This is a genomic window from Mesobacillus maritimus, from assembly GCF_019749255.1.
In the GTDB taxonomy this organism is placed as follows: Bacteria; Bacillota; Bacilli; order Bacillales; family Cytobacillaceae; genus Mesobacillus_B; species Mesobacillus_B maritimus_A.
The window spans coordinates 174,327-196,453 of the sequence record NZ_JACWFH010000008.1; the positions used below are offsets into that span (position 1 = coordinate 174,327).

At 38.7% G+C, this 22,127-nt stretch carries 21 protein-coding genes and 4 pseudogenes; 22 read left to right on the plus strand and 3 right to left on the minus strand.

Features of this window, described 5'->3' with window-relative positions; genetic code table 11:
* The first annotated feature begins 17 nt into the window (after positions 1-17).
* Positions 18-1,364 (plus strand): aminomethyl-transferring glycine dehydrogenase subunit GcvPA, encoded by a 1,347-nt coding sequence (gene gcvPA / locus H0185_RS06235; RefSeq protein ID WP_221872250.1) that lies wholly within the window; start codon positions 18-20, stop codon positions 1,362-1,364.
* Positions 1,357-2,817 (plus strand): aminomethyl-transferring glycine dehydrogenase subunit GcvPB, encoded by a 1,461-nt coding sequence (gcvPB, locus tag H0185_RS06240; RefSeq protein ID WP_221872252.1) that lies wholly within the window; start codon positions 1,357-1,359, stop codon positions 2,815-2,817. Before gcvPA ends, gcvPB begins: the two co-directional genes overlap by 8 nt.
* Before the next feature lie 63 nt (positions 2,818-2,880).
* On the opposite strand, the gene H0185_RS06245 is transcribed toward gcvPB, so the two are convergent.
* Entirely contained in the window at positions 2,881-3,261 is a 381-nt protein-coding gene (locus tag H0185_RS06245) for a rhodanese-like domain-containing protein (RefSeq protein WP_221872254.1), read from the minus strand.
* 209 nt (positions 3,262-3,470) lie between these two features.
* On the opposite strand from H0185_RS06245, the gene H0185_RS06250 reads away from it, so the two are divergent.
* The 11 genes and pseudogenes from H0185_RS06250 to H0185_RS06305 all read left to right on the plus strand — a co-directional run bounded on the left by H0185_RS06250 (position 3,471) and on the right by H0185_RS06305 (position 14,882).
* A complete protein-coding gene (locus tag H0185_RS06250; protein ID WP_221872256.1) occupies positions 3,471-4,307 on the plus strand; it encodes a lipoate--protein ligase family protein in 837 nt (278 codons plus the stop codon).
* Between the two features lie 340 nt (positions 4,308-4,647).
* Positions 4,648-6,412 (plus strand): annotated as a pseudogene (locus H0185_RS24560) (ribonucleotide reductase N-terminal alpha domain-containing protein); the annotation flags it as partial.
* 193 nt (positions 6,413-6,605) lie between these two features.
* Positions 6,606-7,121: pseudogene (locus H0185_RS06265) on the plus strand (vitamin B12-dependent ribonucleotide reductase); the annotation flags it as partial.
* Positions 7,122-7,418: 297 nt separating this feature from the next.
* Positions 7,419-8,024: pseudogene (locus H0185_RS06270) on the plus strand (vitamin B12-dependent ribonucleotide reductase); the annotation flags it as partial.
* 127 nt (positions 8,025-8,151) lie between these two features.
* Positions 8,152-8,665 (plus strand): annotated as a pseudogene (locus tag H0185_RS24425) (TnsA endonuclease N-terminal domain-containing protein); the annotation flags it as partial.
* A gap of 350 nt (positions 8,666-9,015) precedes the next feature.
* Positions 9,016-9,708 carry a response regulator transcription factor gene (locus H0185_RS06280; protein WP_221872260.1) on the plus strand — a complete coding sequence of 231 codons (693 nt, stop codon included), beginning with the start codon at positions 9,016-9,018 and terminating at the stop codon, positions 9,706-9,708.
* 79 nt (positions 9,709-9,787) lie between these two features.
* Entirely contained in the window at positions 9,788-10,711 is a 924-nt protein-coding gene (locus tag H0185_RS06285; RefSeq protein ID WP_221872262.1) for an ABC transporter ATP-binding protein, read from the plus strand.
* On the plus strand, positions 10,704-11,453 hold the full coding sequence (locus H0185_RS06290) for an ABC transporter permease (RefSeq protein ID WP_221872264.1): 750 nt from the start codon (positions 10,704-10,706) through the stop codon (positions 11,451-11,453). Before H0185_RS06285 ends, H0185_RS06290 begins: the two co-directional genes overlap by 8 nt.
* Before the next feature lie 19 nt (positions 11,454-11,472).
* The gene (locus H0185_RS06295; RefSeq protein ID WP_221872266.1) at positions 11,473-12,396 is read left to right on the plus strand and encodes a sensor histidine kinase; all 924 of its coding nucleotides are present in this window, start codon (positions 11,473-11,475) and stop codon (positions 12,394-12,396) included.
* Positions 12,397-12,883: 487 nt separating this feature from the next.
* A complete protein-coding gene (splB, locus tag H0185_RS06300; protein ID WP_221872268.1) occupies positions 12,884-13,909 on the plus strand; it encodes a spore photoproduct lyase in 1,026 nt (341 codons plus the stop codon).
* Positions 13,910-13,997: 88 nt separating this feature from the next.
* Complete coding sequence (locus tag H0185_RS06305; protein WP_221872270.1) at positions 13,998-14,882, plus strand: patatin-like phospholipase family protein; 885 nt, start codon at positions 13,998-14,000, stop codon at positions 14,880-14,882.
* Positions 14,883-14,893: 11 nt separating this feature from the next.
* Here the strand turns inward: H0185_RS06305 and H0185_RS06310 are convergent, their stop codons facing one another.
* Entirely contained in the window at positions 14,894-15,277 is a 384-nt protein-coding gene (locus H0185_RS06310) for an SA1362 family protein (RefSeq protein WP_343223098.1), read from the minus strand.
* A 281-nt stretch (positions 15,278-15,558) separates the two neighbouring features.
* On the opposite strand from H0185_RS06310, the gene H0185_RS06315 reads away from it, so the two are divergent.
* The 3 genes from H0185_RS06315 (at position 15,559) to efp (ending at position 17,804) form a co-directional block, all read left to right on the plus strand.
* The gene (locus H0185_RS06315) at positions 15,559-16,074 is read left to right on the plus strand and encodes a YqhR family membrane protein (RefSeq protein WP_221872274.1); all 516 of its coding nucleotides are present in this window, start codon (positions 15,559-15,561) and stop codon (positions 16,072-16,074) included.
* Positions 16,075-16,161: 87 nt separating this feature from the next.
* The gene (locus H0185_RS06320; protein ID WP_221872276.1) at positions 16,162-17,223 is read left to right on the plus strand and encodes a M24 family metallopeptidase; all 1,062 of its coding nucleotides are present in this window, start codon (positions 16,162-16,164) and stop codon (positions 17,221-17,223) included.
* Between the two features lie 23 nt (positions 17,224-17,246).
* The gene (gene efp, locus H0185_RS06325; protein ID WP_221872278.1) at positions 17,247-17,804 is read left to right on the plus strand and encodes an elongation factor P; all 558 of its coding nucleotides are present in this window, start codon (positions 17,247-17,249) and stop codon (positions 17,802-17,804) included.
* A 68-nt stretch (positions 17,805-17,872) separates the two neighbouring features.
* Here efp and H0185_RS06330 read toward each other — a convergent pair whose 3' ends face one another.
* A complete protein-coding gene (locus tag H0185_RS06330; protein WP_221872280.1) occupies positions 17,873-18,031 on the minus strand; it encodes a hypothetical protein in 159 nt (52 codons plus the stop codon).
* Between the two features lie 157 nt (positions 18,032-18,188).
* Between H0185_RS06330 and spoIIIAA the strand changes: the two genes are divergently transcribed.
* Genes spoIIIAA through spoIIIAF form a run of 6 tightly spaced genes read left to right on the plus strand, consistent with a single transcriptional unit; the run spans position 18,189 to position 22,123 of the window.
* On the plus strand, positions 18,189-19,112 hold the full coding sequence (gene spoIIIAA, locus H0185_RS06335; protein WP_221872281.1) for a stage III sporulation protein AA: 924 nt from the start codon (positions 18,189-18,191) through the stop codon (positions 19,110-19,112).
* Positions 19,113-19,628, plus strand: a complete 516-nt coding sequence (gene spoIIIAB / locus H0185_RS06340) for a stage III sporulation protein SpoIIIAB (protein ID WP_221872283.1) — start codon at positions 19,113-19,115, stop codon at positions 19,626-19,628. It abuts the gene before it with no gap.
* 19 nt (positions 19,629-19,647) lie between these two features.
* Positions 19,648-19,854, plus strand: a complete 207-nt coding sequence (gene spoIIIAC / locus H0185_RS06345; protein WP_071460092.1) for a stage III sporulation protein AC — start codon at positions 19,648-19,650, stop codon at positions 19,852-19,854.
* Positions 19,855-19,877: 23 nt separating this feature from the next.
* Positions 19,878-20,258 carry a stage III sporulation protein AD gene (spoIIIAD, locus tag H0185_RS06350; RefSeq protein WP_343223104.1) on the plus strand — a complete coding sequence of 127 codons (381 nt, stop codon included), beginning with the start codon at positions 19,878-19,880 and terminating at the stop codon, positions 20,256-20,258.
* A 20-nt stretch (positions 20,259-20,278) separates the two neighbouring features.
* Positions 20,279-21,493: a stage III sporulation protein AE gene (spoIIIAE, locus tag H0185_RS06355; RefSeq protein WP_246629047.1), complete on the plus strand. Its 1,215-nt coding sequence runs from the start codon at positions 20,279-20,281 to the stop codon at positions 21,491-21,493.
* A gap of 12 nt (positions 21,494-21,505) precedes the next feature.
* A complete protein-coding gene (gene spoIIIAF / locus H0185_RS06360; protein WP_221872285.1) occupies positions 21,506-22,123 on the plus strand; it encodes a stage III sporulation protein AF in 618 nt (205 codons plus the stop codon).
* The last annotated feature ends 4 nt before the right edge of the window (positions 22,124-22,127 follow it).

Genomic DNA, 22,127 nt, shown 5'->3' on the forward strand with positions numbered 1-22,127 from the left:
TAGAGAGGGGAAATAGCATGAAGCATCGATATCTACCGCTGACTGAAAATGATAAGCAATCCATGCTTAAAACCATAGGTGTAGAATCAATTGATGAATTATTCAGTGATATTCCAGAGAAAGTACGGTTCTCAGGCGAGTACAACATTAAACCAGCAAAGTCTGAGCCTGCCTTAATGAAGGAACTTTCACGCATGGCCGGTAAAAATGCAGATTTAAAAACATATTCTTCTTTCCTTGGTGCAGGGGTGTACGACCACTATATGCCAGTGATTGTTGATCATGTTATTTCAAGATCAGAATTCTATACGGCCTACACTCCATATCAACCTGAAATTTCTCAAGGAGAATTGCAGGCTATCTTTGAGTTTCAAACAATGATTTGTGAGTTAACTGGAATGGAAGTGGCAAATTCTTCAATGTATGACGGCCCAACAGCTCTTGCTGAAGCAGCCATGCTAAGTGCTGGTCAGACAAAGCGAAAAAAGGTTTTGATCTCGGCAACAGTTCACCCTGAAGCGAAGGAAGTCGTAAAAACCTATGCAAAAGGTCAATATATTGAAGTAGTTGAAGTTCCTTATAAAGATGGGGTAACAGATCTAGAGGCACTTGCGGACCTTGCCGATAGCTCTGTAGCAGCCGTGATTGTTCAATATCCAAACTTCTTTGGACGAATTGAACCAATGGTGGAGTTGCAAAAAATAGCTCATGATCAAAAGTCTTTATTTGTTGTTTCTAGTAATCCGTTGGCACTAGGTGCTTTAACTCCTCCTGGAAAATTTGGGGCGGATATTGTTGTTGGAGATGCCCAACCATTCGGAATTCCGGCAGCATTCGGCGGTCCACACTGCGGATACTTTGCTGTAACTTCAAAATTAATGCGGAAGACTCCTGGTCGCCTTGTAGGTCAGTCAAAGGATGATGAAGGTCGACGCGGTTTTGTGTTAACACTACAAGCACGTGAACAGCATATCCGTCGAGACAAAGCAACATCCAATATCTGCTCGAATCAAGCACTAAACGCGCTTGCGGCATCGGTAGCCATGACAGCTCTTGGGAAAAATGGGGTAAAAGAAATGGCGGTTGCCAATATCCAGAAAGCTCACTATGCGAAGAAAGCTTTTAAAACACATGGATTCGAAATTGTGTTTGAGGGTTCTTCTTTTAATGAATTTATTGTAAAAATGAACAGGCCGGTAAAAGCGATTAATGAAGAACTCTTATCAAAAGGAATTATCGGAGGATACGATTTAGGCAGAGACTATCCTGAGCTTGACCATCATATGCTTATTGCAGTTACAGAGCAAAGGACAAAGGAAGATATTGATACATTCGTGCAAGAATTGGGGGATTGCCATGCATAAGGAAGATATGCCACTCATTTTTGAAATTAGTAGCCCAGGCCGAATTGGTTATAGTCTACCCGAAATGGATATAGAAGAAATTGATCTAGCGGAATTATTGCCAGAAGGATACCTTCGCGAAGAAGAAGCGGAACTTCCTGAGGTATCTGAACTTGATATTATGCGTCATTATACCGCTTTGTCGAAGCGGAACCATGGAGTGGACTCAGGATTTTATCCACTAGGCTCATGTACAATGAAATATAACCCTAAAATCAATGAAAATGTTGCACGATTTAACGGATTTGCTCACATCCACCCACTTCAGGATGAAAGCTCTGTTCAAGGTGCTTTAGAATTGATGTACGATTTACAGCAGCATCTAATTGAAATCACCGGAATGGACGAAGTCACCTTACAACCAGCAGCTGGTGCCCATGGTGAATGGACGGGATTAATGATGATTCGTGCCTTCCATGAAGCAAATGGTGATACTAGGCGAACGAAGGTAATTGTTCCTGACTCAGCGCATGGGACGAATCCTGCTTCAGCAACTGTAGCCGGTTTCGATACTATCACGGTGAAATCTAACGAACATGGTCTGGTTGACCTAGATGATTTAAGAAGAGTTGTAGGACTAGATACAGCAGCGTTGATGTTAACGAACCCGAACACACTTGGTCTTTTTGAAGAAAATATTGTTGAAATGGCTGAAATTGTTCATGGTGCAGGTGGAAAGCTGTACTATGATGGAGCTAATTTAAATGCAGTTTTATCCAAAGCGCGCCCTGGAGATATGGGGTTTGATGTGGTCCATTTAAATCTGCATAAAACCTTTACAGGTCCGCATGGCGGTGGTGGTCCTGGCTCAGGTCCAGTGGGTGTAAAAAGTGATTTAATTCCATTCCTGCCAAAACCAATTGTGACTAAACGAGGTGAGAGTTATCTTTTTGATTATGACCGCCCACAATCAATTGGTCGCGTAAAGCCTTTCTACGGGAATTTTGGTATCAATGTCCGCGCGTATACGTATATTCGCAGCATGGGTCCGGATGGTTTAAAGGCAGTCACGGAAAACGCAGTATTAAATGCGAATTACATGATGAGGAGACTTGCAGAGTATTACGACCTACCATTCGATAAGCATTGTAAACATGAGTTTGTATTAAGTGGTAAGCGCCAGAAAAAGCTTGGTGTAAGGACACTTGATATTGCTAAAAGACTACTTGATTTTGGTTACCATCCACCAACCATTTACTTCCCACTAAATGTAGAGGAATGCATAATGGTTGAACCGACCGAAACAGAATCGAAGGAAACACTCGATGAATTTATCGACGCAATGATTCAAATTGCAAAGGAAGCAGAGGAAAATCCGGAGATTGTTCAAGAAGCACCACATACAACAGTAATAGGAAGGGTAGATGAGGCTACCGCAGCAAGAAAGCCTATCCTTCGTTTTCAAAAAGTATAAAAAATAATTAGAACCCCCTTGGTGTTTAGACCGAGGGGGTTCTGTTTATTTATGCTACAGATATTATTTTGCTTTAATTTTCCCAGACCATTTCTTGAAACCACCTTGTAGATGAGAAAGCTCCTGGTAGCCTTTACGGTGTAGCATTTGCGCTGCTCGAGCACTTCTTGCTCCGCTTTGGCAGTAAAGATAAACAGGTTTGTCCGGTCGAATTTCCTTCATTCGCATTTTTAGCTGCGAAACAGGGATATTTCTTGCCCCTAAAATATGACCAGCATTAAATTCGTTCGGTTCACGAACATCAATTAATTGGGCCTTGCGGTATCCTGCTTTAAATTCTTCTTCTGTTAGTGTTTTCAAAAACCGGCGTTGATAGAAATAGTTAAAAGCTGAGTAAGCAATGATTACACCGATTAAGGCAAGAATAAAATATAATGCTTCCAATGTTCCTTCTCCTTTCGAGCTAAGTAGACCTATTCTATTATATAAGTGATTTGGTATTTGGGCAAAGGAATTTATTTGTAACCTTCACGATTGTATAACGAGTGCACTCTACTTTGTTTTGTGCAACACTTTTGATAGACTAGTAAAAGTGCGAAATGCAGATTTTACATATACATTGATCTCAAAAAAGTTAAAAGTGGGGTTTAAAAATGAGCAAAGAGGTATGGAGATATATCGATTCAGGTAACGGTTCACCTGCTTTTAATATGGCGCTTGATGAAGCATTGCTTGATTGGCATAGTGAAGGAAAAACTCCTCCTATTATCCGCTTTTATGGATGGGAACCTGCGAGTTTATCGATTGGTTATTTTCAAAAAATAGAAAGAGAAATTGATATGGAGGCCGTTAAAAGGCATGGCCTTGGCTTTGTCCGTAGGCCAACAGGTGGTCGCGGAGTCTTGCATGAACACGAGCTTACATATAGTGTGATTGTTTCTGAAGAACACCCAGAAATGCCTCAGACAGTGACTGAAGCTTATCGAGTCATCTCAGAAGGTGTTTTAAGAGGATTTCAGAAGTTGGGCTTAGAAGCTTATTTTGCTGTGCCTCGCACGGATGATGAAAGAAATGCCTTGAAAAGTCCACGCTCTGCTGTCTGTTTTGATGCGCCAAGTTGGTATGAGCTTGTTGTAGAGGGCAGGAAAGTGGCAGGAAGCGCGCAAACACGACAAAAAGGAGTGATTCTTCAGCATGGGGCCATTTTACTTGATTTAGATGAGGATAAGCTTTTTAGTTTATTCACCTATCCTAATGATCGGGTAAAAGAACGGATGCAAAAAGCATTCAAATCAAAAGCGGTGGCAATTAAAGAGATTAGCGGTCGCACTGTAAGTATGGAAGAAGCGAAAGCTGCTTTTAAGGAAGGGTTTGCAGAGGGACTTAATATTGAATTAGAGCCTTATACTCTTACAGACGAAGAATTAGAATATGTCCACAACCTTGCAAAATCAAAATATGAGAGTGATGAATGGAATTTTAAAAGGTAGGAAAGCGAGAATACTTTCCTATCTTTTATTTTCCCTTTTAATCAAAATTGCAAGTGATGAAATTTGTTGAAATATATCATTTTATGGGAGGATTCGTCTTTTCTCTCTTTTTCTCTCACTCTTATACGTAATTTTAAGTTTGACAAATTCTATTTCGTTAGAATTAAAATCTATATGTTGTGTTGTCGAAAATTAAATATACACTATATATTGATTTAGGGTATTTCTATATGATAACGTATAAAGTAATTCGAAAGTACATCCAGAATCAACGCTAAAAATCTATCAGCCTTGTAAAACTGGACGGAATTTCTGAATTTTACTAGAAGGAGATGTGATCATGTCTGTTGAGCTAGGCCAAAAAATGAATATTAATATTGAAAATCTGAACAAGGACATCCAGTTGTTTCCTCAAGTACATCCGATTACCCCGGATATGAAAACAACCCATAAAGGGGTATCACGACTTGTTATGCTGGATCGGTATACGTTTAAGGATACAGAGAAGGTAACACTAGGAGAAGGGGATTTCGTTGTTCTTACCATCAAGGAAGATCCAAAATTTCCTGCTCGTGGACTTGGATTTATCCTAGATATTGATTGGGAGTCCAAAATGGCAACGGTAGTCGTAGATGAAGAGTTTCGCGGTGTGCTTGATGATTCTGAAGAAGCTAAAACAGGAATCATTAGAAAGTCACTCGATGTCATTGAAAAACCTCTAGAAGTGTTTTATGAGCAGATTGCTAAACGAAACGCAACGGGCTTAGCTTCAGTTGAAAAAACAGAGGAAAAGCGGAAGGAATGGTTTGAGAAGTTTTATCAAGAATTATCGAGCCTGAACTTTATTCCAGCAGGACGAGTACTTTATGGTGCAGGAGCAGATACAGATGTAACGTACTTTAACTGTTATGTTATGCCGTTTGTACAAGATTCTCGTGAAGGAATTTCTGAGCACCGCAAGCAAGTGATGGAAATCATGAGCCGTGGTGGGGGGGTTGGAACAAACGGTTCAACTTTAAGACCACGTAATACGCTTGCAAAAGGTGTGAACGGAAAATCATCCGGATCGGTATCTTGGTTGGATGATATTGCGAAGTTGACACATTTGGTTGAGCAGGGCGGATCACGCAGGGGCGCTCAGATGATAATGTTAGCGGATTAAAAGATGCACTAGTCCGCATTGTTCAGACAATGAGCAATTAGTAAATCGGGTGAATTGCGGGAAAATCCTTAGAGGCTAGCAAGCCACAACGTGACTGGAAACGGTGGGCGTGATGGCTATAAAAATTGCTATGCATTGGACAATCTGCAGCCAAGCGTCATTGGGCCTAGGTGATGGCGAAGGTTAAACGACTAGAGAGTGAGTCCCAACAATAAACTCTCATAAGCGCCCGACCCCTAACAGTTCAAGCTGAGGGTGATGATATAGTCTAGTCCGGCTGCTTAAAACGCAGTGAAATATTCCGAAAGGAACGGTAGGTACGTGGCATCCAGACATCATTGAATTCATTATTTCAAAAATGCAAAATCCAAGAATCCTTCGCTTCTTGATTGAAAATACTCAAGACGAAACGATTAAAAAGCATGCAAAAGAAAAGCTAAAATTCACTCCTTTGACATTGCAAGAAGAAGCAATGTACCAAGGGATTGTTAATTATAAAAATATTCCTGGTTTAGGCGGTTTCAGTGCAGATATTATCAGAGCAGCTGAAGAAAAGCTTGAGACAGGTGGAAATTATACAGTCCACAATTCAGAGTTCCTTACTGGTGCTAATATCTCAATTACCTTAACAAAGGAATTCATGGAAGCTGTCGAAAACGATGCTGAATTTGAGTTACGCTTCCCTGATGTTGAATCCTATGATGCCAAAACAATGAAAATCTACAATGAAGAATGGCATAAAGTAGGCGATGTTCGCGAGTGGGAAAAGCTCGGATATAAAGTGCGCACATATAAGAAAATCAAAGCAAAAGAGCTTTGGAATCTTGTCAATATCTGTGCGACATACTCGGCAGAACCAGGCATTTTCTTTATCGATAATGCCAATGACATGACCAATGCACAAGCTTATGGACAGAAAGTTGTAGCAACAAACCCGTGTGGTAAACTGCTTGCCTCACGTTAAAAACCTTTTCTGATTGACTTGGAACCCTAACGTAAAGACGAGGGCAACAGGGCCGAACCACTCTTAAGTAGAGGTGGAGATGACTCCTTTAGGACGGTGAGAGACTGAGCGAAAAGGGCGGATATCCGCAAGCGACAGTCCGACACTCCTGGAGACAGGAGAAAACAGAGTGGAGCAGCCACTAGCACCATACAGTGTATGTAACCTTGCAGCGGTTAACCTTGCGGAAATGGCTGATAAGGAGAACAAAACTGTTAATTTTGAGAAATTAAAACGGACAGTAGAAGTTGGAGTAAGAATGCAGGATAATGTCATCGATGCCACTCCATACTTCCTTGCTGAGAATAAAAAGCAAGCTCTTGGTGAGCGTCGAGTTGGTCTTGGGGTTATGGGCCTTCATGATCTTCTCATCTACTGTGAAACTGAATATGGTTCAGAAAAAGGAAATGAACTAGTTGATAAGGTTTTCGAAACCATTGCGACAACAGCGTATCGTGCTTCTGTTGAGCTTGCAAAAGAAAAGGGAAGCTTCCCATTTTTGGATGGAGAAACAGCTGAAGATACAAATCGTTTAAGAAATGCTTTCATTAACACAGGGTTCATGAAGAAAATGCCTGAAGATGTACGTGAATCTATTCTTGAAAATGGAATTCGTAATTCACATTTGCTAACTGTTGCTCCGACGGGTAAATTGCTTGCCCCATATATTCGTAAGAATATAGCGTAAACTTGGCTATATGCGGGAAACTCTGGCGTATCTCTTGCTACCTGAGCCTTGCCAGCTCGTAATACAGGTAAAAATGCAAGAGTGTAGGTAAACACCTTACCAGACAATCCGCAGGGAAGTCGTGGCTGACCCCTCAACGACTACATGCCGAGCAGCCGTATTCATTCGGTTGATGATATAGTCTGACCCATATGGCGACATACGGAGCGGGTACTGATAATCCCGCCCTCTATTTGCGAATAGAGAGTAACAAACGTGAGCACCGGAACAATGGTTGGCGTTTCAACAGGACTTGAGCCGTACTTCTCCTTCTCTTATTTCCGAAGCGGCCGTCTTGGTAAATTTATCGAAGTAAAAGCAGATATTGTCCAAGAATATCTAGATGCAAATCCAGAAGCTGATGCAGAGAATCTGCCAAACTGGTTTGTTGCGGCAATGGAATTAGCTCCAGAAGCCCACGCGGATGTACAATGTATTATCCAGCGTTGGATCGACAGCTCCATCAGCAAGACGGTAAACGCACCAAAAGGATACAGTGTTGAACAGGTTGAAAAAGTGTATGAGCGCCTGTACAAAGGTGGCGCAAAGGGAGGGACAGTCTATGTTGACGGTTCCCGTGATACCCAGGTTCTAACGTTAAAAGCTGAAGAAAACAGCTTTGAGGAAGATAAGGTAACGAAAAAAGAAAAGTCAAAACAGCATGTTGTTTTAGTTGATACCATTAACGAACTTCGCTCTACAAATGTAACAATCGGCTCTGAGGTAGGAGATACATGCCCAGTTTGTCGCAAAGGGGAAGTTAAAGATATTGGTGGCTGTAATACATGCACAAACTGTAATGCTCAGTTAAAATGTGGCCTATAAAAAATATATCTTACCCAAATGTGTAGTTTTGAAATAAAGTTGCGATATTTTAAAAAATCACGATGTTTATAAAAAAGTTGGGAAGAATTACCTCTTTGGATATTTTTGTCTAAAGGGGTGTTTTTTTATGTCTAAAAGAACAAGAACGTCTAAAATCGACAAATGGATTAAAGTAGGTCGTGGACCTGGCATTGGCTCAGAATAAAACGTGGTTGAATATTCAAGATGGTTCCTTCGTTAGAACGCTCTCCCGATTGAAAGGAATCAAAAACAAGAAGGCAGCACGAATTCTTGTCCGAGTTTGAACGAAATTACTTTTATTTATCTGAATACTGGGGTTTCCGTTGGAAGAAACAATGGTCATTGCAGATGAGTTAGGTATTAAACATCCTACAGATACTAAAACGAATGAACCAATTGTGATGACAACTGATTTTTTATAAACTTTAGATAAAGGACAAGTCGTGTTTGAGGTTGCTCGAACAATCAAGATGAAAGAAGAATTGTTAAATGAGCGGGTTCTTGAGAAGCATGAAATAGAAAGAGAGTATTGGCAGCGAAGAGATATTGATTGGGGTATTGTAACAGAAGAAGAAATTGCAAAAACGAAGGCACGTAATATTAGTTATATACATGACTATCTTCTTTACTTTAATTGGGAAGATGGTTGGTTGGGAAATAAATATAACATACCCTGAAGAAATGAGAAAGTTGCGTGGATGGATTGTAACTTAGCAGAAAACTATATGCATATTCCAATCGATTTAAAAGGACTAATTAATAAAAAGTTAACAATCCCAAATGTTTTTAGAGGGAAAGTTGTTCATAAATCATAAATCGACTAATAGGTGCTATCTAATAACAAGGATTAGCACTTATTTTCTTTTTAAGATAAATTATTGAATAAATAAGGAATCGATGTATATCTAAAATTAATAACACTGATTTATTATTGGTAAAAATAATTCGCAAAGTGAAGGAGAAGAAGCTTATGGTTGAGCAAATAAGGATTTTAGTAGTAGAAGATGATAATGATATAAATCAATTACTATGTAACATTATTAGAAAAAGTGGCTACTCTCCTCAGCTTGCATTTTCTGGTACAGAAGCAATGCTCTATTTGGAAAAGAAGGATTGGGATATGGTATTGCTCGATCTTATGCTTCCAGGGATGTCTGGAGATGTAATTCTTACAAAGATTGCTGAACACAGTAATATCCCAGTTATCATTATTTCTGCAAAATTGGATCAACAAACAAAAATAAGTATGTTAAGAACAGGAGCAGACGATTATATTACAAAGCCCTTCGATAATGAGGAGGTTTCTGCCAGAATCGAATCTCATTTAAGAAGATACCAGCGAATAAATAAGTTACCAAACACGAAGAAACTAATACATAAGGATATTGAAGTTGATTCAGAAGCGAGAACTGTATGTGTACAAAGGCAGGAACTAAATTTTACAGCACGTGAATACGAGATATTGGTTCTTTTAATGTCATCACCAAAGAAGGTTTTCACAAAGAAAAATTTGTTTGAAAGTGTTTGGAAAGAGGCGTTCTATAGGGATGACAATACGATTAATGTACATATAAGCAACATACGAAACAAGTTGGCAGCCATTAACCCAGATGAGCAATATATCGAGACCATTTGGGGAATGGGGTATCGACTTAAAACTTAAGGTTTTCTTAAGATTCTCCTTAAGAGTCTGTTAAGGTTTCCTTTCTATGCTAAAAGCATCATGTTGAGGAGGGAAATTCATGAGCGATTATGTACTGAAAACAAGTAACTTAACAAAACAATTTAAAAATCAAGTTGCTCTAAATAAAGTGAACCTATCCATTAAAAAAGGTTCCATTTATGGTTTCATTGGACAAAATGGTGCTGGAAAGTCTACATTTATTCGAATTGTTACAGGTCTTGCTAGTCCAACTACTGGGTCCATTGAATTATTCGGGCAAAGCAACGGTCAGGAACTCATTAAGGCTAGGAAGCGGATTGGCACAATCATAGAAGGACCGGCATTATATCCACATATGACTGCTGCTGAAAATTTAGAAGCACACCGGCTTTTAAAAGGAATTCCGGGGAACGAATGTGTAGAAAGAACGCTTGCAATAGTAGGTCTTCAGGATACAGGGAAAAAGAAGGCAAAGAACTTTTCATTAGGTATGAAACAGAGGCTTGGAATAGGCATAGCTTTACTTGGAGATCCTGAATTTTTAATTCTTGATGAGCCTATCAACGGCCTAGATCCGATGGGGGTCGTTGAAATACGTGAGTTATTGAAAAAATTAAATCAGGAATATGGTATGACCATTTTAATTTCCAGCCATATATTGAGTGAATTACATTTACTTGCCACCCATTATGGGATTATTCATAAAGGTAATTTATTGGAACAATTAACGGTAGATGAGCTAAATGCAAAATGTCAGCAATTTTTGCATATCAAAGTAAATAATCCTGAAAAGGCTGCCACTATTATTGAAACAATGCTTTCAACAAATAACTTTGAAGTCATGCCAGATGGTTGTATTAAACTATTCGACTATGTTGATACCCCTGGGAAGGTTTCCTCCATTCTTGTAAATGAGGGACTGGTCATTGAGCAACTCATGCCAATTGGACAGGATTTGGAATCTTATTTTATGAATCGTATTGGGGGTATTCATCGTGGATAATCTATTTAAGGCAGAATGGTTTAAATTGAAGAAAGATCGATCACTTTGGACATTAATCATCATTCTAACGGCTGTTAGTCTTTCCTATCCTTTATTAATTGTATTTGATGAGGGAGCAGGTGCAATTAAGGTAATGGATTTTTATCGAAATACCATCCTCGAGGGAAATAACTATGTCATAAGACTTGTTCCTTGTATATTAGCCGGCTTCTTTATATCTAGCGAATATTCAATTGGAACGATGAAAAGTATTGCTGCTTCTGGAAATAGTAGGGTCCGCCTTTATTTTGCAAAATTGATTGTCTACTCCATTGGTGCTATTTTAATTTCATTGATTTTTCCCATTATTTTTACGGGAGCTGTCTCAGTTTCCCTTCAATTTAATGGAATGCCGGGAATCGGATACTTTGCAGGAACAATTGGATTAACCATTCTTTATACAATAGCATTTGCGTCAATGATGGCTTTGTTTGCCACAATCTTTACTGATAGTGGGAAGGCAATCGGCTTTATGCTTATCTTTTTCATTATTTTTGATAGTATTTTATATTTATTGAGTGGTGTATCCCCGGTATTTGAAACCATTTTTAACTATTCTGTATTTAAGTTATTTTTAGATATAGTAAATCTAGACACAGTCCATGGTGCTGAAATGATTAAATTGATTCTAACTCCAGTTGTAACTTTTGTAGCTTTCGGAATTTTGGGGAGTATTTTATTCCATAAAAAGGAAATAAAATAACGGATGGTGGGTGAGAGAAATGATCTATGTGACAATGATTTTAATTTTTATTGCATTATTTATTCTCATCCGCCTTATTTTCCTGAAAAAAGAAATAAGAAGTGTTACTGAACAATTACAGGAGAGACACCACGATGAAATAGATAAGAAAATAAGGCTTTCTTTTTTTGATAAGGATTTAGAAAAGATGGCGAAGGAAATTAATGTTCAAATAGATGAAACGAAGAAGGCCAACGCACAAAAAAGACGTACAGAGAATGAGTTAAAGCAAGCCATTTCAAATATTTCACATGATATTCGTACACCGATGACTTCTATTTTGGGGTATATTCAATTTCTGGAAGATGATCATATTCCTTCTGAAATAAGAAAAGAGTATATTTTGATTGTAAAAAATGGTGCATTAAGGCTAAAAGTGTTACTAGAAGACTTTTTTGAACTGTCTGTTATCGAGTCAACAGATTATCCATTAAAGCTAGAATTCATTCAATTAAATGATTTAGTTCTGGAGGTTTTGGTAGGGTTTTATGAAGAATTCAATCAAAAAAATATTCAGCCGACTATTAATATTCCAAAGGACGATATAAGGGTTAAGGCTGATTCTTCTGCAGTAAAGAGGGTAATTGAAAACTTGGTTACAAACGCTTTAAAGCATTCCACTGGTAATGTAACAATTACTCTGAAAAGTACCCATTCCTTTATTGAGCTTACGGTTAGCAATCCAGCTTCGCAATTAAAGGAAGAAGATCTTTTTCACTTGTTTGATCGCTTTTATAAGGCAGATCAATCAAGAAAGGGAAAAGGAACAGGACTCGGATTATCCATTGCAAAAAGTTTAATGGAAAAAATGAATGGAAATCTTTCTGCGGAATTGAAAGACAACCAATTATTTATGAAATGTAGGTGGAAAATCTCAGAATACCAAAAGAGCAAGAATTGTTGAACTGAATGCCCTAAAGAGAGAGAGTTTAGTTAAATAAGAACTGCGGTAAAATGATGCTGTTAAATTCTTACTTAGGTGTTGATGCTGAATAATCGTAAAGCAAAAAAATATGACAATCAAAACTTATTCGATTTTAGAAAAAAGCAAATTATATCGAGTAAATGATATTGATTAGAGATGTTTTCTAATCAAAATTTTTGAAGTAATCCTTCAATAAACGGGGGCGTTTGTGGAAGAGCTAATCGCAGAAAATGATCAAACTTTTTTGTAAAATTTGTGAAATATTTTACAGAAAAAGAACCCGTTTTGATCAATCTTTTTTCAAAACGGGTTCTTTTTTAGTTGCGAAAGATGTGGCTTTGTGAGGTATTTTTGATCAAACTTTTTTTAAAAGCTACAAGAGGATGGAAAAAATTTTCCATCCTCTTTTCTCATTTCTAGCTCATACTAACGGTACAGAAGAACGGAGAAATGAGGGATATAAAAAATGGAGCCATTTTTACCACAGCTGGTTTATATAGAGCCTCGTGCGCTAGAATATCCTCTCGGGCGAGAGTTAAAAGAGAAATTTGAAAAGATGGGGGTAGAAATTAGAGAAACTACATCCCACAATCAAGTAAGAGGGATTCCTGGGGACAATGAACTCCAAAAATATCGGAATGCAAAATCAACTCTCGTTGTGGGGATAAGAAAGACGCTAAAGTTTGATACCTCCAAACCATCGGCTGAATATGCCATTCCGCTTGCGACTGGTTGTATGGGACATTGTCATTATTGTTATCTACAAACAACCCTTGGGAGTAAGCCATATATCCGAACATATGTAAATCTGGATGAAATTTTCGAACAAGCTGAAAAGTATATGGAGGAGAGGAAGCCCGAGTTTACAAGGTTTGAGGCCGCATGTACCTCTGATATCGTCGGAATAGATCATCTTACACATTCTTTAAAGAAAGCAATTGAGTATTTTGGAGAATCAGAATATGGGCAACTTAGATTCGTAACAAAATTTCATCATGTTGACCATTTACTTGATGCTAAACATAATGGAAAGACTCGCTTTCGCTTTAGCATTAATTCCAGATATGTAATTAAGAATTTTGAGCCTGGAACTTCCTCCTTTGATGAACGAATTGAGGCAGCGCGAAAGGTAGCCGGGGCTGGATACCCACTAGGATTTATTGTTGCTCCGATTTATCGTCACGAAGGCTGGGAGGAAGGATATCATGAATTGTTTGAACGTCTCCATCAGTCTCTTGAAGGAATTAATCACGATGATATAACGTTCGAACTGATTCAACATCGTTTCACAAAACCAGCGAAAAAGGTCATTATGAAACGATATCCCAAAACAAAATTGGAGATGGATGAAGAAAAACGTAAATATAAATGGGGTCGTTATGGAATTGGCAAATATGTGTATCAGACGGATGAGGCCAAGGAACTTGAGACCTCTATACGAGAGTCGATCCATCACTTTTTCCCTAAAGCAGAAATACAGTATTTCACTTGATGGGATTTTTTTGCTTGTACGCCGTACTATTTTACACACAAGTCGCTTAAAAATGTAACAAGCAAGTTACTGATTGGAGTGGACTTGTATGTATATAGACGGCGTTTTTTCAGGGGGAGGAATAAAGGCGTTCTCTCTCATTGGGGCTTGTCAAGCAGTAGAGGAAAAGGGCTTACGCTTTAAAAGGGTTGCAGGTACGAGTGCGGGGTCCATCGTGGCTGCCCTTATTGCAGCAGGTTATACAAGTAATGAGATGGCTGAGCTGGTTGATGAATTAGATTTAAAAAGTTTTTTGGACTCCCGAAATACCTTCCTTCCATCGGGATTAGCAAAATGGTTGTTTATCTATTGGAGACTGGGGCTGTATAAAGGCAAAGAGTTAGAGCGCTGGATTGAGGAAAAGCTTTCAGCTAAAGGGTTAAGAAGATTTGGGGACCTTCCTCCTGAAAGTTTGCGAGTGATTGCCTCTGACTTAACTAATGGGACGATGATGGTTTTACCGGATGATTTACCGAAGTATGGGATTAACCCACAAACATTTCCCATTGCAAAAGCAATTAGAATGAGTTGTAGCCTCCCTTTCTTCTTTGAACCAGTCAAGATTAAAGATTATCAAGGCGCAACTGTCATCGTAGATGGTGGTGTCCTTAGTAACTTTCCGATGTGGCTGTTTGATAAGGAGAATGTCAAAAAAGTTAGGCCTGTGCTCGGATTAAAACTTAGTCATCATTTGAGCGAACACCCTCGTCATAAAATTAATAATGCGATTCATATGTTTGAGGCGCTATTTGAAACAATGAAAGATGCCCATGATGCAAGATATATATCACGTAAACATGAGAGAAACATTATTTTTATTCCAACTGACGGAATTATGACGACCGAGTTTGAATTAACGGAAGAAAAGAAACAAGCGTTAATACAGGTGGGGAGGGATTATGCAAATCGCTTTCTTAAGAGCTGGGGGTATTAAAAAAATCGGACTCAAAACGAGGCCCGATTTTTTTTCTTTCCTTTTCTTCCTTCGATTACGGTAAGGTGCGAGGTATCTTTTCTCTTTTTTCTTGCTGCCGATAGTGATCCAATTGACGTACGTTTAGTAGGAGTTGATTGTTCCTTCGTTTGATAGCGTTTCTTTGACCGTTTCGCTGCTTTTTTAAAGGCCCTTTGCTCATGGTTCTTTGAAGGGCTAGCTTGTGAAAATCGCTTTACTAAGAAAAAGATTACTCCGACAACTATTGCCATCCCTGCAATCATTTTAATAAAACCACCTGGGTCTGAAACGAGCTTTGAAATGATTCCGATTGCTGCTAGTACGATTAAACCCAAGACTATATAAAATGAAGTTTGATTTTTCAAAAAAGCCACCTCCCTAAAAGCATCATGAGCATTTTTATTCACTTTTAAACTTGGTCGAATAATTATTTTTATACAATTTCTTCAGTCTCCCGATATATTCCTGCTATTAGATTCAGGTAAAGAAATTTTTTTGTGAAATTAAATTGGTAACTGTTTTATTCCTATCTATATTTTACCAAATAAAAGCGTAAACCTCTAGGTCTATTTGCATAATGACATAGCAAATTATCTAGGAAAAGAATGTAAGGTTTAAGGTGTCATGGGCATAATAACAAACGGAGGTGCTAGCTATGGCAGAAAATCAAAAGCGACTTGAACAAAATAAACATGAAAAGCCCATGTCCTTTATTTCTATGGTTGTCTTAACGGGTTTATTTGGGGGGATTTTATGGAGTTCGATCGCTTTACTCGCTTATGTGTTTAACTTTACAGATGTGCGTCCGAATTTAATTCTTGAACCATGGGCACTTGGAGATTGGAAGAAAGGATGGATTGGCACTGTTTTTTCTATTTTAATCATTGGTGTTGTATCTATTGTGGCATCCTTAATTTATTATGCACTATTAAGAAAATTTAATAATCTCTGGGTTGGTTTGATTTACGGTGCAGGATTATTTTTGCTTGTTTTTTATGTATTGAATCCAATTTTCCCTGGGATTGACTCATTTTGGAAGTTATCAAGGGATACATTGATTACCACAGCATGTATTTATGTTTTATATGGGGTATTTATTGGTTACTCAATTTCATTTGAAGAAGCTGAGCGAAGTGCCACTGATGAAAAACAAAAGGAAAGCCCCGCATAAATCTTGAGGTAGTTGCAAAGAAAATAGTTATGGTAGAATGTTCTTATTGAACATTCTTTTTTGAAGTGTGAGGAGAGGGGATTTATAATGGGAAAATTACAAAAAATCCAAAATCGTATAAAAGAATTAGGGCTAGATGGGCTACTAATTACTAGTAACTACAATCGAAGATATATGACTGGTTTTACAGGAACAGCAGGTGCTGTATTAATTACAACTGAGAAAGGACTATTTATCACAGACTTCCGCTATACAGAGCAGGCAGAAAAACAATGTGCAGGGTACGAAGTGGTAAAACAGAGTGGTAGCATTGCTTCTGAAGTAGCTGAGCAGGCTAAAAAAATGGGTTTGAAAAGAATAGGGTTTGAGGAAGACCATGTTACTTTTTCTGCATACAAGGTATTTGAAAAGGAGATAGCAGCGGAACTTATTCCTGTTTCTGGCGAAATTGAAAAGTTACGCTTGATAAAGGATGGGACAGAGATTAAGATATTAAAGGAAGCTGCAGACATCGCTGATGCTGCGTTTAAGCATATTCTCGACTTCATTCGTCCTGGTAAAACAGAATTGCAAGTGTCGAATGAATTAGAGTTCTTTATGAGATCTTTGGGAGCTAGTTCTTCTTCTTTTGATATCATCGTTGCTTCTGGTTTTCGTTCAGCCCTCCCTCATGGAGTAGCTAGTGATAAAGTAATTGAAACAGGCGATTTTGTAACCCTTGATTATGGGGCTTATTATAAAGGGTACGTTTCGGATATTACGAGAACAGTTGCTGTAGGGAAGCCAACAGATAAGCTTAAGGAAATTTATGAGATTGTTCTGGAAGCTCAACTACGTGGAGTTAATGGGATTAAACCAGGTCTAACTGGCAAAGAAGCTGATGCATTAACAAGAGACTATATTACCGAAAAAGGGTATGGTGAATATTTTGGTCATTCTACAGGCCATGGAATTGGACTAGAGGTGCATGAAGGCCCTGGTTTATCTGTGAAATCAGACATTGTGCTTGAAAAGGGAATGGCTGTAACAGTTGAACCTGGAATATACATACCTGGCCTTGGTGGTGTGAGAATAGAAGACGATATCATCATCACGGAGAACCATAATGAAAGGCTAACCCATTCACCTAAAGAGCTAATCATTCTTTAATAAAGGCTAGGAGGATTTATTTTATGATTTCAGTTAATGATTTTCGTACAGGCTTAACAATTGAAGTAGACAACAGTATTTGGCGTGTTATGGATTTCCAACATGTTAAGCCAGGAAAAGGTGCGGCATTTGTGCGTTCTAAACTACGTAATCTACGTACTGGTGCGGTTCAAGAAAAGACATTTCGTGCGGGTGAAAAGGTTGCTAAGGCACAAATTGATAACCGCAGAATGCAGTATCTTTATGCAAGTGGTGACCAACATATTTTCATGGACAATGAATCTTACGAGCAAATTGAGTTACCTGCATCGGCTATTGAGTATGAATTGAAATTTCTAAAAGAAAATATGGAAGTGCAAATCATGATGTACCAAGGGGAAACTTTAGGGGTTGAGCTTCCGAATACAGTTGAACTCGAGGTAACTGATACAGAACCAGGTATTAAAGGTGATACTGCTTCAGGTGGTACAAAACCTGCTACTCTCGAAACGGGCTTAACGGTTAACGTACCATTCTTTGTCAATCAGGGAGATCGTTTAATCATTAACACAACAGACAGTTCATATGTATCGCGTGCATAAGCAAAAGAACCTGCTCACACTTTTATGTGAGCAGGTTCTTTTCTTTCTTCAATTGCCCTCGTGTTTATTTAGAGTTCTCTACCTGTAGCTCCTGGAGATTTTTCTGTATTTCTTCCACTATTATATTTGGGATTTAATCCCTTCGTTCGGTTGTTATGGTCATCGCCGATATACCTATTTTTCAAGTCTCTTTGCTCCTCTTGAAAGTGTTTGTGTTCGTTTACCATCCATATTCCTCCTTTTTTGTTTCCAAAAGGTATTGTGTAGTCCTTCCTAATAGGAAGGATTTTTTTTATTGTCTCCTCTTTCTCACATGTAAGTCATAATGTGTCCAAGCTAGCATACATTTTAAGTAGTGAGAGGGATTATTCAGGAGGAGTAGATATGCAGGAGATTCTGTCTTTTTTACCAAAACGGATTGTGGAAGCTCTGGAAGCAATTTCTCAAGTTCAAGGAGATAAAGTTGAGGAAATTAGGGTTAGGATTGGCAGACCTCTTGAAGTAGTTGCAGAAGGTTTTCCAAGTTTCTTACCATACTTTGTTACTCATGAGGACGGAGTTCAACTCTTAAATAAACTAGGGAACTTTTCGATGTATACCCTTGAAGAAGAACTAAAAAGGGGTTATATCACGATTGCTGGTGGTCACCGAGTGGGGCTCGCAGGAAAGGTCATCCTTGAGAATGGGAAGGTAAAAGCGATTCGGGATATCTCATCCTTTAATATCCGGATTGCTAGGGAGAAAATCGGCATCGCAGAGCAGTTACTTCCCTTCATATATACGAAAGATTGGCAGCATACAATCATCATTGGTCCGCCACAAACGGGAAAAACAACCTTACTTCGTGATGTCGCCAGGGTAATCTCTACAGGGATAGAAAAAGAGAACGTCCCTCCCATGAAAGTCGGGATTGTCGATGAGCGATCAGAAATTGCGGGGTGTGTACACGGAATTCCACAACTTACATTTGGACCTAGAGTTGATGTTCTTGATGCCTGTCCAAAAGCGGAAGGAATGATGATGTTAATCCGCTCCATGAGTCCTGATGTTTTGGTAGTGGATGAGATAGGGAGAGAAGAAGATGCGGCAGCCATCATGGAAGCCGTTAATGCGGGGATAAAATTAATGATGACTACCCACGGTAATAGCCTAGCAGAGATTCGGAAACGCCCTTCGTTACAGCCAATCATTGATATGGGGATATTCACAAGATTTGTTGAGCTTTCAAGGTCATTAGGTCCAGGTACAATTTCCTGTATTAAAAATGAAAAGGGTCATGAAATCGCCCGAAAAGTGAGCGTGACTTAAATGATCAAATTAATCGGAGCTGCCCTTATTATTGTTGCAACATCTTGGACGGGCATGGAGGCAGCCAAGCAATTAAGTGAGCGTCCAAAGCAATTGCGTCATTTAAAAGCTGCACTACAGTCGTTAGAGGCTGAAATTATGTACGGACATACACCGCTTCATGAGGCCTCACGAAAACTTGCCTCTCAGTTATCTAAACCTATCGCTTTGCTCTTCGAATCCTTTGCTGAAAAACTTATGGAATCAGAGACAACGGTGAGGAACGCTTGGGAGGAAAGCTTAAATGAAATTTGGAAAAAGACGGCCCTTAAACAGGGGGAATATGAGATTCTACGACAGTTTGGGGAGACGCTAGGACGTCATGATAAGTATTCCCAACAAAAACAAATCAACCTAGCCATTACACATTTAGAAAGAGAGGAAGGAGATGCCTACGAGAGGCAGTTGAAATATGAAAAAATGGTTAAAAGCCTAGGCTTTTTATCTGGATTGCTATTAATTATTTTATTGATGTAACGATTAGGGGGCAGACGAGATGGGTTTGGATGTTGATATTATTTTCAAAATCGCCGGTGTAGGCATTGTTGTGGCGTTTCTCCATACGATTCTTGATCAAATGGGAAAAAAAGAATATGCCCAATGGGTAACGTTATTCGGCTTTATATATATCCTTTTTATGGTTGCATCGATTGTAGATGACCTCTTCGAGAAAATTAAATCTGTGTTTCTATTTCAAGGATAAGGGAGGGCTTAGAGATTGAAATCATACAGATTATTGGGGTTGCTTTAGTCGCTACCTTTCTTGCCCTTATTCTAAAGGAACAAAAGCCTAATTTTGCCTTTTTACTGATTGTCTTTACAGGCTGTGCCATCTTCCTTTTTCTAGTCGATCAGATTTATTTAATTATTAATATGATTGAGCAACTAGCTACGAACGCAAAAGTGAACCTCATTTATGTGGAAACGATTTTGAAAATTATTGGCATCGCTTATATTGCAGAATTTGCCGCACAAATTACCAAGGATGCTGGGCAAGGGTCGATTGCTTCGAAAATTGAGCTAGGGGGAAAAATACTTATTCTTGCTACAGCCATTCCAATTTTAACTGTGATGATTGAGACGATTATTCAGTTAATCCCTGGATAAGCAGGGAGGAGGAGCTAATCATGTTTGGGGAAATTATCAAGCAAAAGATGCAGCTAACTTTTAGTATTGTACTTGTCCTTTTTTTCTTATCCTGCACAGGTGTACAAGCTAATACAGATGAGGACAAGCCAGAAGGTCTCGTCCAAACAGAAGGAATAGCTAAAGAGCAACTTGATGCCTTGAATATAGACGAGCTTCAAAGGTTTTGGGAGGATATCCTTACTGAATATGGAGGATTCTTACCAGAAAGCCAAAAGGGAAGCTTATATGATTTTATTAGTGGTGAGAAGGAATTTAGTTTGAAGGACTGGTTAAAAGGAATTCTACAATTTATGTTCCATGAGTTTCTTGCGAATGGAAAGTTACTAGGTTCACTTGTTTTGTTAACAATTTTTAGTATCTTTCTTCAAACTCTTCAGAACTCCTTTGAAAAAAGCACCATCAGTAAGGTAGCATACTCGATCGTATTTATGGTATTAATCATCATTGCTTTAAACAGTTTTCACATTGTCCTTGACTATACAAATGAAACAATCGCGAAAATGATCCATTTTATCCTAGGGTTAATCCCCCTTTTGTTAGCGTTAATTGTTTCATCCGGTGGATTTGTGTCTGCAGCTTTCTTTCATCCAGTTATCTTGTTTTTAATGAATACAAGTGGGATGTTCATTCAATATATCGTCCTGCCTCTACTTATGCTATCTGCTCTACTAAGCATTGTTAGTATTTTAACCGATCACTATAAGGTCACGCAGCTTGCTGGTTTACTTCGGAACTGGAGCATTGGCCTTCTAGGACTGTTCTTAACGGTCTTTCTAGGTGTGATTTCGGTTCAAGGAGCAGCGACAGCCGTAACTGATGGAGTGACATTACGAACAGCAAAATTCATGACTAGTAACTTTATTCCAGTGATTGGCAGATTTTTCACAGATGCAACAGATACAGTCATCAGTGCTTCTTTATTGTTAAAGAACACGGTTGGGATTGCAGGAGTAGCCATCGTCCTTTTAATAGCGGCTTTTCCAGCTGTGAAAATTTTGCTGATTGCTTTCACATATAAATTTGCAGCGGCTATTCTCCAACCGCTAGGAGGTGGCCCAGTAATAGCCTGTCTTGATGTCATTTCTAAAAGCATCATATATGTTTTTGCAGCACTTGCCATCGTTTCATTCATGTTTTTCCTGTGCATTACCGTAATTGTCGCTGCTGGAAATTTAACGATGATGGTTCGATAGGAGGAGCGAGGTTTGGATTTTTTAACAGAGTGGATCACGAATATTATCATTTTTATCTTGCTAGCAACTATCATCGATATGCTCTTACCCAATTCAAGCTTGCAAAAATACGTTAAAGTGGTCATCAGCTTACTGCTGATTTCAATCATATTATCACCCATCATGAAAATTTTCTCGAGTGATTTTGAATCGGCAATTGCCTCTATTTCCAATTACAATAGCAAAGTTGATGAAGAAAAAATGGAAAATTTAATAGAATTGCAGAAAAAAGAAATACAAGCCTCCCAACATGCATATATTTTAGAACAAACAGCTGTCCAATTAAAGATGGACGCAGAGGAGGAGTTGATGGAACAGTACGGGATGGAAATTGCAGAGATCCAAGTAGAAGCAGAAGAAATGGACGAGAACTTGTCTCCGGAAAGCTTGCAATCTATTACTGTTCAAATTGCAAAGGAAGGAGATCAGGAAGAAGCAGTCGCTGTAGTTAAGGAAATTAAAATTGATACTGCCGAGCCCCTTCCATCAGAACAAAACTCACAAAACACGGAAGAAATTAGTGCTTTTCTTGCAGAAAAGTGGAATGTTCCAAATGCGTCAATCGAAATTGTCATAGAAGGGGGGACATAACGTA

Coding starts and splice junctions, on each gene's coding strand:
- gcvPA (WP_221872250.1), top strand. CDS start 18: ATGAAGCATCGATATCTACCGCTGACTGAAAATGATAAGCAATCCATG.
- H0185_RS06280 (WP_221872260.1), top strand. CDS start 9,016: ATGGTTGAGCAAATAAGGATTTTAGTAGTAGAAGATGATAATGATATA.
- H0185_RS06315 (WP_221872274.1), top strand. CDS start 15,559: ATGGCAGAAAATCAAAAGCGACTTGAACAAAATAAACATGAAAAGCCC.
- H0185_RS06295 (WP_221872266.1), top strand. CDS start 11,473: ATGATCTATGTGACAATGATTTTAATTTTTATTGCATTATTTATTCTC.
- H0185_RS06250 (WP_221872256.1), top strand. CDS start 3,471: ATGAGCAAAGAGGTATGGAGATATATCGATTCAGGTAACGGTTCACCT.
- efp (WP_221872278.1), top strand. CDS start 17,247: ATGATTTCAGTTAATGATTTTCGTACAGGCTTAACAATTGAAGTAGAC.
- H0185_RS06285 (WP_221872262.1), top strand. CDS start 9,788: ATGAGCGATTATGTACTGAAAACAAGTAACTTAACAAAACAATTTAAA.
- spoIIIAE (WP_246629047.1), top strand. CDS start 20,279: ATGTTTGGGGAAATTATCAAGCAAAAGATGCAGCTAACTTTTAGTATT.
- H0185_RS06320 (WP_221872276.1), top strand. CDS start 16,162: ATGGGAAAATTACAAAAAATCCAAAATCGTATAAAAGAATTAGGGCTA.
- spoIIIAC (WP_071460092.1), top strand. CDS start 19,648: ATGGGTTTGGATGTTGATATTATTTTCAAAATCGCCGGTGTAGGCATT.
- H0185_RS06305 (WP_221872270.1), top strand. CDS start 13,998: ATGTATATAGACGGCGTTTTTTCAGGGGGAGGAATAAAGGCGTTCTCT.
- gcvPB (WP_221872252.1), top strand. CDS start 1,357: ATGCATAAGGAAGATATGCCACTCATTTTTGAAATTAGTAGCCCAGGC.
- spoIIIAB (WP_221872283.1), top strand. CDS start 19,113: ATGATCAAATTAATCGGAGCTGCCCTTATTATTGTTGCAACATCTTGG.
- splB (WP_221872268.1), top strand. CDS start 12,884: ATGGAGCCATTTTTACCACAGCTGGTTTATATAGAGCCTCGTGCGCTA.
- H0185_RS06330 (WP_221872280.1), bottom strand. CDS start 18,031: ATGGTAAACGAACACAAACACTTTCAAGAGGAGCAAAGAGACTTGAAA.
- spoIIIAA (WP_221872281.1), top strand. CDS start 18,189: ATGCAGGAGATTCTGTCTTTTTTACCAAAACGGATTGTGGAAGCTCTG.